The sequence below is a fragment of the Psychrilyobacter sp. genome (assembly GCF_037132775.1).
Taxonomy (GTDB): Bacteria; Fusobacteriota; Fusobacteriia; order Fusobacteriales; family Fusobacteriaceae; genus Psychrilyobacter.
Genome location: NZ_JBAHZY010000141.1, coordinates 1 through 11,031, shown reverse-complemented (window position 1 = coordinate 11,031; position 11,031 = coordinate 1). Strand labels below are relative to the sequence as shown.

The 11,031-nt window shown below is 32.9% G+C and carries 10 protein-coding genes and 1 riboswitch; of the genes, 5 read left to right on the top strand and 5 right to left on the bottom strand.

Annotated elements, in window-relative coordinates:
• Nucleotides 1–115 precede the first annotated feature (115 nt).
• The 3 genes from V5784_RS10855 to V5784_RS10845 all read right to left on the bottom strand — a co-directional run bounded on the left by V5784_RS10855 (nucleotide 116) and on the right by V5784_RS10845 (nucleotide 2,873).
• Complete coding sequence (locus V5784_RS10855; protein WP_336889040.1) at nucleotides 116–994, bottom strand: PhzF family phenazine biosynthesis protein; 879 nt, start codon at nucleotides 992–994, stop codon at nucleotides 116–118.
• An 18-nt stretch (nucleotides 995–1,012) separates the two neighbouring features.
• Complete coding sequence (locus V5784_RS10850) at nucleotides 1,013–1,606, bottom strand: 3'-5' exonuclease (protein ID WP_336889039.1); 594 nt, start codon at nucleotides 1,604–1,606, stop codon at nucleotides 1,013–1,015.
• A 289-nt stretch (nucleotides 1,607–1,895) separates the two neighbouring features.
• Nucleotides 1,896–2,873, bottom strand: a complete 978-nt coding sequence (locus V5784_RS10845; protein ID WP_336889038.1) for an MBL fold metallo-hydrolase — start codon at nucleotides 2,871–2,873, stop codon at nucleotides 1,896–1,898.
• 217 nt (nucleotides 2,874–3,090) lie between these two features.
• On the opposite strand from V5784_RS10845, the gene V5784_RS10840 reads away from it, so the two are divergent.
• Nucleotides 3,091–3,513, top strand: a complete 423-nt coding sequence (locus V5784_RS10840; RefSeq protein ID WP_336889037.1) for a hypothetical protein — start codon at nucleotides 3,091–3,093, stop codon at nucleotides 3,511–3,513.
• A 77-nt stretch (nucleotides 3,514–3,590) separates the two neighbouring features.
• Here V5784_RS10840 and V5784_RS10835 read toward each other — a convergent pair whose 3' ends face one another.
• Complete coding sequence (locus V5784_RS10835) at nucleotides 3,591–4,667, bottom strand: sugar phosphate nucleotidyltransferase (protein ID WP_336889036.1); 1,077 nt, start codon at nucleotides 4,665–4,667, stop codon at nucleotides 3,591–3,593.
• Nucleotides 4,668–4,982: 315 nt separating this feature from the next.
• Here V5784_RS10835 and V5784_RS10830 point away from each other — a divergent pair, with 315 nt between their 5' ends.
• Nucleotides 4,983–6,602: an ATP-binding cassette domain-containing protein gene (locus V5784_RS10830; RefSeq protein ID WP_336889035.1), complete on the top strand. Its 1,620-nt coding sequence runs from the start codon at nucleotides 4,983–4,985 to the stop codon at nucleotides 6,600–6,602.
• A 35-nt stretch (nucleotides 6,603–6,637) separates the two neighbouring features.
• Here V5784_RS10830 and V5784_RS10825 read toward each other — a convergent pair whose 3' ends face one another.
• A complete protein-coding gene (locus tag V5784_RS10825) occupies nucleotides 6,638–7,780 on the bottom strand; it encodes an amidohydrolase (RefSeq protein WP_336889034.1) in 1,143 nt (380 codons plus the stop codon).
• A 218-nt stretch (nucleotides 7,781–7,998) separates the two neighbouring features.
• Nucleotides 7,999–8,174, top strand: a riboswitch (Lysine riboswitch).
• Between the two features lie 97 nt (nucleotides 8,175–8,271).
• Here V5784_RS10825 and V5784_RS10820 point away from each other — a divergent pair.
• From V5784_RS10820 to dapA, 3 genes are all read left to right on the top strand, one after another.
• Nucleotides 8,272–9,474 carry an aspartate kinase gene (locus tag V5784_RS10820; RefSeq protein WP_336889033.1) on the top strand — a complete coding sequence of 401 codons (1,203 nt, stop codon included), beginning with the start codon at nucleotides 8,272–8,274 and terminating at the stop codon, nucleotides 9,472–9,474.
• Nucleotides 9,475–9,511: 37 nt separating this feature from the next.
• Nucleotides 9,512–10,498, top strand: a complete 987-nt coding sequence (locus V5784_RS10815; protein ID WP_336889032.1) for an aspartate-semialdehyde dehydrogenase — start codon at nucleotides 9,512–9,514, stop codon at nucleotides 10,496–10,498.
• A 19-nt stretch (nucleotides 10,499–10,517) separates the two neighbouring features.
• Nucleotides 10,518–11,031, top strand: a 514-nt coding sequence (gene dapA, locus V5784_RS10810; protein WP_336889031.1) for a 4-hydroxy-tetrahydrodipicolinate synthase, incomplete at its 3' end; no start/stop codon positions are given.

Below are 11,031 nucleotides of genomic sequence, written 5' to 3'. Positions count from 1 at the left end.
ACTAGCTTACTAAAATATATCAGGGTAGGGCTTACCCGTAGAGCTTGGTAAATATGAGTTAGTTCTTAATAACTCACTTCCCAAGAAGCCCCCTCATCAAGCCGTTTTCATAGGGCTAGGTGGGGGAGTATGTCACCTTCTTCTTTTCAATATTTAAACCAGCTCCTCCAACCTTCACCGCTATTATTTCATGATTATAAATTATTAAGTCAGCTAAAATATTCGAAGGTTTCTCCATAGAATATCCCTGTTCAAAAACTAAATTTTTTATATTTTTTTCAGGAACAACCCCATACTTATATAGATAACAGCTAAGTGCTCCATTGGATGTACCTGTTGCAGCCTCTTCTGGAATATCATATAAGGGTGCAAAATTTCTACAGTGAGCAGTCGAATTATATTTTGTTTCCAATGTAAAAATATGGTACCCGATAACATCATATTTCTTACTAACATGAGAAATTTTATCAAAATTTGGTTTTATATCACTTAATGTTTTCAATGATTTAATCGGAATTAAAATATCCTTTAATCCTGTCGATACAATTTGAATAGGAATATTATCCATAATGTCAGCTTCTTCAATATTTAATGTATCAGCTATTTCTTTTTTATCTAACGTTTCATAAAATTCAGGTTTACACTGGTTCATATAAATAATACCATCATCTCTGCATTCTACCTTTAAAATTCCAGCTTTTGTTTCCTGTGTATAATCTCCTACCTCAATAATACCATTATTTGCTAGTAAATAAAAAACTGCCACAGTAGCATGTCCACATAGATCCACCTCCCCATCAGGAGTAAAGAAAATAACCTTATAATCTGCATTATCTGAACTCTGAACAAATGCTGTTTCCGAAAACCCCACTTTTTTGGCAATTTTTTGCATCTCATCTGCCGATAAACAATCAGCATCTAAAACAACCCCGGCAGGATTCCCGCCATTAGCTGTCACAGCAAAAACATCCAATGTATAAACTTCTATTTCCATCTATTTTTCTCCTATTTTTTAAAGTTTTATTTTCTGTTTTTTTATCCTTCTAAGTCCCTGTATTAATTTATCTCCCACTTCTTTGGTTGCTTTTATATCGGCCAGACTGTTGTGGGCATTACTCAGCTCCACTCCCATAATTTTACATATAGTTTCCAACTTATGATTCTCTAACTTAGGTACTACCTCTGCTATTTCTAATGCCGTATATATACTGAGGGTATCAAATACCTGTTTATAGTTAAGAAAACTTCCCAGATAATTATCATTATTGCTCTTAAAAAATCTGTTCAGTACATCTATATCAAATTTTACATTCTGCCCAGCAATGATAAATTTATCCTCTTTATTAAATTTATCAATATATTTTGAAAAAATTTCTACTAATTCCTCATATGCTTTTTTAGGAGGTTGAAAACTATCTAATTTTTCACGGCTCATCCCTGTCACTTCCAAAGCCTGCTCCGATATATCCGCTCCCTCATGGGGGTGGCAAAAGATATCAAACTCTTCTACTTCTACACCGTCTATCTCTATCACTCCTGATATTTGAAACATAGCACTGTTTTCTGTTAATCCGGTTGTTTCCGTATCATACCATAGTATTTTCATCTTCTCTCCTTTGGATCCTCTATATAATACAGTAATTTTTGACCTAAAAAAGGCTCACCTGTGAGCCTTTAAGGTCCACCCATGAGCCTCTAGAGCTCACAGGTAGACCTTTTCACCCATCTCAAACCCAATGTTTCCAATGGTTACAATGGGTCTCTCATTTCGATTTTAACACTTTGACAGGTACAATCACAAGGGCACTCTCCTGGAAGCCCTCAGAAGGTAAATGAGCCATTATTTGGAAGGAATTCATAATCCGATACTTTCTCTATCCACAAACACTTTCTATTTAATAAAAATTAGAAAATTCATAGTATTTATTGTCAGAAAGAGATATTTTTCTTAAATTATAGAGGTAAACTAAGTGAGCCATAGCTTCTCCTGTGGCAAACCACCTTTGAACATGGGGGAGATCGTCCCAGTTTGTAAACTTAATATCCCATTTCATTTGAGAAGCTATCTCGTATGGAGATTGTAAACTTTTTTTAGATAAAATTTCTTCTACTTCTACTATTCTTTCACGGTGATGATCTAATAATTCATCTATTCTTCTATGACAATGATCAAAGAGTTTTCTATGGGATGGAAAAACCTTGTCTACATTTAATTTTTTAATCTTTTCTAAACTGTTTATATAATCATTAAGAGCATTGTTTTCCATGGACCATACAGATATATTAGGAGTTATTCTCTCTAAAATATGATCTCCGGAAAATAGAAGTCTATGATTTTTTTCGTAGAGACACATTATCCCTTTGGTGTGTCCCGGAGTAAATATACATTGAAGTGAATATTCCCCTATTTGAATTATCTCTGCATCTTCTACATAGGAAAACTCTATATCATGAGTATTATTAAATTTAAATCCCGGATGTCTGTCAAAATATTCATCTAAATTTTCTGGGAATCCAAGCTTTTCAGCTCCTATAAATTTATTTTTCCAACTGTTAAAATCACGAAGAGTATTTATATCTAAAGCATCTTTTTTACTGCAATAAACCCTTCTTCCTTTCTTTATAAAATCCGACACTAAACCCGAATGGTCACTGTGAAGATGAGTAACAAAAATATCAGTGTTATCCATGGATATCCCTATTTTTTCCAAACCTTGAGACAGAGCATCTTTGCATTCCTGACGATTAAATCCGGTGTCTATAAGAAGATTTTTTTTATCTCCTACAATAACATAAGCATTTAAAAATTTTAAAGGACTTTTGGGAAGGGGTACCTCTATCTTCCAAATATTTTTATAAACTTCTTCTACCATTTTTCCCTCCTGTTGGTACATTTATATACATAGTATTTATATTTAATTAACTTTTATCACCATACTTCACTTACAAAAAATTTTAAAACCGAAGTTTAAGTCATAAAAAAAGATATTTTAAATTTACCGTTAATATAATACTAATAAATTTTGCTTTTCTTTTAAAATAGATTTATAATTAATTATTTTATAACATTAATTAGGAGTGTGATCGTAAATGAATTCAATTTCAATATTATCTTTAATCGTTGCTGCCTTAGCAGTATTTATTGGTCCTGTTTTTTCGGCTCGAAGCACAAAATATTCAATGCTTGGTTCAATGCGGCAAAAATGGATAAATGATTTAAGAGCTCTTATTTCTGAAATCTCAAGTACTTGTCTCCACTATTTTCAATCAGGTTATGAAGATCGAACTGAAAAAGAATATCAACACATTACATATTTAGAATATCAAATCATCTTTATGATTAATCCAAACGAAGTAGATCACCAAGAACTTATGAAAGCTATTCGTGACATGATTAGTGCATTAGAAAGCGGTAATCAAGGAAATTCTAAATTCATAGTTTCTCATAAAAAACTAGTGAAATGTGGCAGAACTGTCTTAAAAAAAGAATGGAATACTATCAAAAATTCATAAAAATAACTTCTTTTAATCTCTCACCTCTACCTCGGTCCCTCTTTAAAAAAAGAGGGACCATAAGAAGGAGGAGTTAATTATCCCTTCTCCCTCTCCGCTATCTCCTTCAACACCCTCTTTATATCCTGAGCTCTCTCTTTTTTACATACTAGGAGTACATCTTTAGTTTCTACTATCACTATATCTTCTACCCCTATTGTAGCTATTATTTTTTTCGTTCCTATTATTATATTATTCTTACTCCCAATCTCAATGAGCTCATTGGCTCTATTCACAGTTCCATTTTCATTGTGTTCCAGCACCTCATCCAGAGCAGGGTAGCTCCCCACATCATTCCATCCAAAATCTACAGGTATGACCTGAATATTCTGTGCTTTTTCCATGATTCCAAAATCTATAGAGATCTTCTCAAACTTCTCAAATAAAGTTTTAAGCTCCTCAGTTTCAACTACTATCTCTAATTTTTTATCCTTTAGCTTAGAGATCTTATTAAAAATTTTAAAATGTTTCGGCATATATTTTTCAAAGGACTCCATGATCATATCGATTCCTATGACAAACATCCCACTGTTCCAGAGGTAGTTCCCCGCTTCTACATATTCCTCGGCTCTCTCTAAATTTGGTTTTTCCCAAAATCTTATTGCCTTACTGGGTTCTCCTATATAGGCTTCTTTCACCTCTATGTAGCCGTATCCTGTCTCAGGCTTATTGGGTTTTATTCCCAATGTAATGATGGAGTTGGTTTCTTCCGCTATCTCACTGGCTCCCACTATTCTTTTTCTGAAATTATCCTCATTTTTTATGATATGATCCGAAGCTAGCACCACCATGGTAATTTCTTCATCCTTTAATTTTTCCTTTATTTTAACTGCTCCATATCCAATAGCTGCAGCAGTATCCTTGAATGCTAGTTCAACAATTATATTTTCATATGGCAAATCTGGCAGTTCCATTCTTATCGCTTCTGCTTGAATAGCATTCGTTCCTATAAATATTTTATCTGCTGATATGATAGGCAGTATTCGATCTACCGTCATCCTAATTAAACTTCTATTCTCATCTATTAATTTCAATAATTGCTTGGGTCTTTCCTTGGTTGATAGGGGCCAAAATCTTTCCCCAGATCCTCCTGCCATTATAAATGCTGCTAACATAATATCATCACTCCTATTTTTCATTTCTTAATCTTTCTAATCAGTAAGATAAAATTTTTATAGTTGTTTCACAAAATTCTTATTTTCGACACAATTTTTCTTAGATCTTTTCTGAGTGAATATTGGCGTTTATTGGTGGCTAAGTTTTTAGTTTTTTGCCACGAATTATACAAATAGCTTTAATACTAATAGTATATACTAAATACTTGAAAAATATGATATAATATTACGAATAAAAAAATTATTTTTTATAATTGGATATAGATATTTAATCATAATTTTCTGTTGAACTTATAAAAATTTGGAGGTTAATAAATGATATCAACTAGTGGTTTAGGACTTATGTTCCCTGGAAAAAAATTATTTGACGATGTAAGCGTCAAGTTTACACCTGGTAACTGTTATGGGCTTATTGGAGCTAACGGTGCTGGAAAATCTACATTCTTAAAAATTTTGGCTGGTGAAATCGATGCCAGTGAGGGAGATGTTATCTTAGGACACAGAGAAAGATTATCTTTCTTACAACAAGACCATTTCGCTCACGCTGATGAAGTTGCTTTAAGTGTAGTAATGATGGGACATAAAGAATTGTTCGCTATCAAAAAAGAGCAAGAGGAACTATATGCAAAACCTGATGCTACAGATGAAGACTATGCAAAAGCTGGGGATTTAACCGATAGAATAGAGGAGTTAGATGGTTGGTCTGCTGAAACTAATGCTGAAAAATTACTTACAGGATTAGGAGTAGACCCTTCAATTCACTATAGAGTGATGAATGAACTTACAGAACCTGAAAGAGTTAAGATCCTTTTAGCACAGGCGTTATTTGGTGATCCAGATGTACTTTTATTAGACGAACCTACAAATGGTTTGGATATCCATGCTATCAACTGGTTAGAGAATTTTCTATCAAACTTTAACGCAACTGTTATCGTAGTATCACATGACAGACATTTCTTAAATAAGGTATGTACTCATATTGCTGATATCGACTACGGTAAAATTAAGATGTTCGTAGGAAACTATGATTTCTGGTACGAATCAAGTCAAATTGTCTTAGAATTAATGAGAAATAAAAATAAAAAATTAGAGCAAAAAAGAGAAGAATTACAGACCTTCATCGCTAGATTCAGTGCCAATGCTTCAAAGTCAAATCAAGCAACAGCAAGAAAAAAAATGTTGGAAAACTTAAAGTTTGAAGACATGCAGGTTTCAAATAGAAAATATCCATTCATCGAATTCAAAGCTGAAAGAGACGCTGGAAACAACATGTTAAAGATTGAAAATATAACTAAAACTATCGACGGAGTAAAGGTATTAGACAATATCTCATTCACTATCGACACTGGAAATAAGGTAGTACTTTTAGCTAAAAATGATATCGTTAAAACAACACTTATCAAGATCTTAGCTGGAGAGATGGAGCCTGATTCAGGTAGCATCACTTGGGGAGTAACAACTTCTTTAGGTTATATGCCTAGAGATAACTCTAAGTATTTCGCAGCAGATAGTGGAACTGACCTTATCGACTGGTTAAGACCATACTCATCTGATCCTCACGAGAGTTTCATCAGAGGATTCTTAGGAAGAATGTTATTTGGTGGAGAAGATTCTCAGAAAAAACCTAGTGTTCTTTCTGGAGGAGAAAAAGTAAGATGTATGTTATCTAAAACAATGATGACAGGAGCTAACGTTTACTTATTCGACAATCCTACAGACCATTTAGATCTTGAATCTATCACTTCACTCAATAAAGCATTGGTTAAATTCAATGGAACTGTGATATTTGCTGCTCATGACCATGAGTTCATCCATACTGTAGCCAATAGAATTATCGAGATAACTCCTAACGGAGTCATCGATAAGTTGATGGACTTTGATGAATATATCAAAGATGAAGGTGTAGAAGCTAGACTTGCAGAGATGTATAGCTAAAATAAAAAGCTGAGGCTAGCCTCAGCTTTTTTTATTTACTCAAAAATTCCTAATTTCTTACAGATACCAGTATATACTCTGAGTCCATTTTCTAATACCTTTTCATCGAAATTAAATTTGGAATTATGCAGTGATTCTACATATCCAAGTTTCTCATTTTTAGTTCCTACAAAGAAGAAAAGTCCCCTTGTTATTTCTTGATAAAATCCAAAATCTTCAGCTAACATCTCTGGATCTATCTCTTCAAATTTTAGCTTTTCATCTCCTCTGACAACATCTTCTAGAACACTATAATATTTCTTGTCATTTATGACAGGCGGATATCCTTCGGCCAGTTCTATCTCTATTTCAACTCCATAACTGAGCTCCATTCCACGGGCTATATCTCTTATTTTACTAGTTATAAAATTAAAGGTTTCTGTGGAAGATGCCCTTATGGTTCCCTCCATTCGAGTCATTTCCGGAATGATATTTCTTATGGTTCCCCCATCTATCTTACCTATGGCAATTATAGTAGGATCAAAGGGAGCTACAAATTTTGATGTAATAAGATTAAATCCTTCCAGCATCTTTCCAGCTACCTGGATGGAATCTATTCCTAAATGAGGTTGTCCCCCATGACCGCTTTTCCCTTTGATAACTATATTTATCTCTGCTGCTTTAGCCATGAATCCCCCTGCTTTACAGCCAATTATACCCTCTTCCAACTTGGGAAAAAGGTGAAGACCAAAAATTCCTTTGACATTATATTTTTCTAAAATTCCACTTTTTACAATATTTTTTGCTCCTCCTGGACCTTCCTCAGCAGGTTGAAAAATTAAAAGAATATTCTTTTTTAACTTTTTATCCTTTAAATAATCCATAAATCCTAACAGAGTAGCCATGTGTCCATCATGTCCACAGGCATGCATAAACCCTTTATGTTTAGAGCTATAAGTTGCACCAGTTTCCTCTAAAATAGGTAACCCATCTATATCTGTTCTGAATCCATAAGTTTCTTCAGAACCTCCGTCTAAATACACATAAATTCCCGTTTCACAAATTATCTTAGGTTCATACCCCATCTTCTTTATTTCTTCCAATAAATAAGCCTGGGTTTTTTTTTCCATATATCCTAATTCCGGAATTTCATGTAATTTTCTTCTATATTTTTTCATATTATCTAATATTTTTTCCATTTTATCCTCCTCAAAAACGAATTATCTATATCGCTTTTTTAATAATTTACCCTTAATTAAAAGTAAACCTTATTTTTTTGATTTTTAAAAATATATATTTTATATATAAAACATATAAAATACGAAAGAATAAATTATTCATTCGTATTATTTATAATAAGTATATATTATATATATTTTTATTATCTTCATATTTAATGATATACTTACTTCAAATAATAATAAATAGAGGTCGCAAATACAAATAGTAAATACAGGGAGAAGGCATTCTTAGAACTGTTTTGAAAGGGGTAATTGCCGAAGTATAAATTTTGCAAGAGTTTATGCTGGGGATATGGATAAAATCTGTATAACTGTCATTATCATAATTAGGTAATGGGGTGCTATTTGAAGTCATAGATTTATCTTTTATCTTGTTTTTTGATTTGGATATAATTTTTACTCTTCAGTAGTTCTCACTACTGGAGAGTTTTTTTTAGGAGGAAATAAACATGATCGTTGTACACAAATATGGGGGAAGCTCACTAGCTGACTTAGACAAAATAAAAAAAATAGCCTCCCACATATCAAAATTAAGTGATGCAGGAGAAAAGATTGTTATAGTCGCTTCTGCCATGGGTAAAACCACAAATAAATTAATAGAGATGGCTAAAGAAATTTCTGATACACCAAATATAAGGGAACTAGACAGTCTTATGGCTACAGGTGAACAACAAACTGTTGCTTTATTATCTATGGCATTAAATGAACTAGGTAAAAAATCTATATCTCTTACAGGAGCTCAAGCTGGGATAACTACTATAGGTAACCATACTAAAAGTAAGATTAAGAGTGTCGATCCTAAGATCATAATTTCTCATTTAAATAAAGGAAAAATAGTCATTGTGGCTGGATTTCAGGGCATAAACCAAAAAGGAGATATCACTACCTTAGGCAGAGGAGGATCGGACACTAGTGCTGTGGCTCTGGCTGCCAGTTTAGGAGTAAAATGTGAGATCTATACAGATGTAGATGGAATCTATAGCATCGATCCTAGAGTATATCCACAGGCTAAAAAAATTCAAAAGATATCTTACGAGGAGATGATGGAAATGGCAAATTTAGGAGCTGGTATCATGGAAACAAGAGCTGTAGAATTAGGGAAAAAATATAATGTTCCTATCTATGTAGGAGAAAGTTTAAGAGCTCATGATGGTACTCTTATATTAGATCAAAATGAAATTATGGAAGATAAACCTATTACAGGAATTACCTTAAATGAAGATATTTTTATGGTTAATGTTCAGCATCTTCCTTATTCAGAAAACTTAGTAGCAAATATTTTTAACACATTGGGTAAATATGAACTCAACGTCGATATGATCAGTCAAAACATTACTACTTCAGGTACTTTAGATCTTTCTTTTAGCTGTTTCAAAAGAGAAGAATCACTTTTAAAGCAAGCTATCGATGAACTACAAAATAAATTTCCTGAAATTTCTATAGAAATAAAGTCTGATTTAATAATGATTTCATTGGTTGGAATTGGAATGGTTAGTCATTCTGGAGTAGCTGCTAAAGTATTCAATACCCTAGCGGCAAATAAAGTTCCTTTTTACCATATAACTACCTCTGAGATCAGTATCTCATGTACGATCTCTAAAGATCATAAAAAACTCGCCACTCAGATGTTAGCTAAAGAATTTAATCTATAATAAGTATATAATTGAAAAATTTATTTAGGAGGAGATCATGAAAAAATATAACATTGCCATTGTAGGAGCTACTGGATTAGTGGGTCAAACTTTTTTACAGGTATTAGAAGAAAGAGACTTTCCAATTAAAAATTTATACTTAATGGCATCTTCTAGAAGTGCAGGAAAGATCTTAAACTACAGAGGACAAGATCTAGTTGTTGAAGAATTAAATGAAAATTCATTTGATAAAAATATCGATATTGCTCTTTTTTCAGCAGGAGGAGATACATCAAAGAAGTTTTCACCTATAGCAGCTTCAAAGGGTGTAATAGTAATTGATAACAGTAGTGCATTTAGAATGGATGATGAAGTTCCATTAATTGTACCTGAAGTTAATCCTGAAGCTGTATGGAATCACAAGGGAATCATAGCAAATCCTAACTGTTCAACTATACAATCTGTAGTCCCTCTAAAAGTTTTAGATGAAAAATATAAGATTAAAAGAATTGTCTATTCCACTTATCAGGCAGTATCTGGTTCTGGGCTGGCAGGAATTAAAGATTTGGAAAATGGATTAAAAGGATTACCAGCTGAAAATTATCCACATCAAATTGCTGGAAACTGCTTACCACATATAGATGTATTTTTAGACAATGGAAATACAAAAGAGGAACAAAAGATGATAGATGAAACAAAAAAAATATTAAGAAAAGATGTAAGAGTGACTGCTACCTGTGTCAGAGTACCTGTATTACATTCTCACAGTGTATCTGTAAACATTGAATTTGAAAAGGAATTTGATATAAAACAAGTAAGGGAAGATATGGCTAGTGTAAAAGGATTAATTATACAAGATGATGTAAAAAATAATATCTATCCTATGGCTATCAACTCAAAGGGTAAAGACGAAGTATTTGTAGGAAGAATTAGAAGAGATGAAAGTGTCGAAAGCGGTATAAACTTATGGGTCGTAGCCGATAACATTAGAAAAGGTGCTGCCACAAATACCATTCAAATTGCTGAATTATTAATAGAAAAATAAATTTTAAACAGGGGGAATCATGGGGATTTTTAAAGGATCTGGAGTAGCTCTTGCCACTCCATTTAACGAGGATATGAGTATTAATTATATTAAATTAGAAGAACTCATAGAATGGCACATTGAAAAAAAAACTGATGCCTTGATAATCGCTGGTACCACCGGTGAATCTTCTACCCTTCCAGATGAAGAACATATAGAGTTAATCAAAAGAAGTGTTGAGATAGTCGGAGGAAGAATTCCTGTCATAGCAGGAAGCGGCAGCAATGATACGAGACATGGTATCAAATTAAGTATTGAGTGTGAAAAAGTTGGAGTCGATGGTCTTCTAATAGTTACACCTTATTACAATAAAACAAACAGACAAGGACTTATCAATCACTATACATCTATAGCTGATCAGGTAAATATCCCTATTATTTTATATAATGTTCCAGGTAGAACTGGTATGGATATTCCTGCTGATGTAGTAAAAGAATTGAGTAACCATAAAAATATAGTTGGACTCAAAGAAGCTAGTGGAGATATCTCTTACT

Excerpts from the sequence above, each read along its gene's own strand:
- V5784_RS10835 (WP_336889036.1), bottom strand. The coding sequence starts at position 4,667 with ATGTTAGCAGCATTTATAATGGCAGGAGGATCTGGGGAAAGATTTTGG.
- V5784_RS10830 (WP_336889035.1), top strand. The coding sequence starts at position 4,983 with ATGATATCAACTAGTGGTTTAGGACTTATGTTCCCTGGAAAAAAATTA.
- V5784_RS10845 (WP_336889038.1), bottom strand. The coding sequence starts at position 2,873 with ATGGTAGAAGAAGTTTATAAAAATATTTGGAAGATAGAGGTACCCCTT.
- V5784_RS10855 (WP_336889040.1), bottom strand. The coding sequence starts at position 994 with ATGGAAATAGAAGTTTATACATTGGATGTTTTTGCTGTGACAGCTAAT.
- V5784_RS10850 (WP_336889039.1), bottom strand. The coding sequence starts at position 1,606 with ATGAAAATACTATGGTATGATACGGAAACAACCGGATTAACAGAAAAC.
- V5784_RS10820 (WP_336889033.1), top strand. The coding sequence starts at position 8,272 with ATGATCGTTGTACACAAATATGGGGGAAGCTCACTAGCTGACTTAGAC.
- V5784_RS10825 (WP_336889034.1), bottom strand. The coding sequence starts at position 7,780 with ATGGAAAAAATATTAGATAATATGAAAAAATATAGAAGAAAATTACAT.
- V5784_RS10840 (WP_336889037.1), top strand. The coding sequence starts at position 3,091 with ATGAATTCAATTTCAATATTATCTTTAATCGTTGCTGCCTTAGCAGTA.
- V5784_RS10815 (WP_336889032.1), top strand. The coding sequence starts at position 9,512 with ATGAAAAAATATAACATTGCCATTGTAGGAGCTACTGGATTAGTGGGT.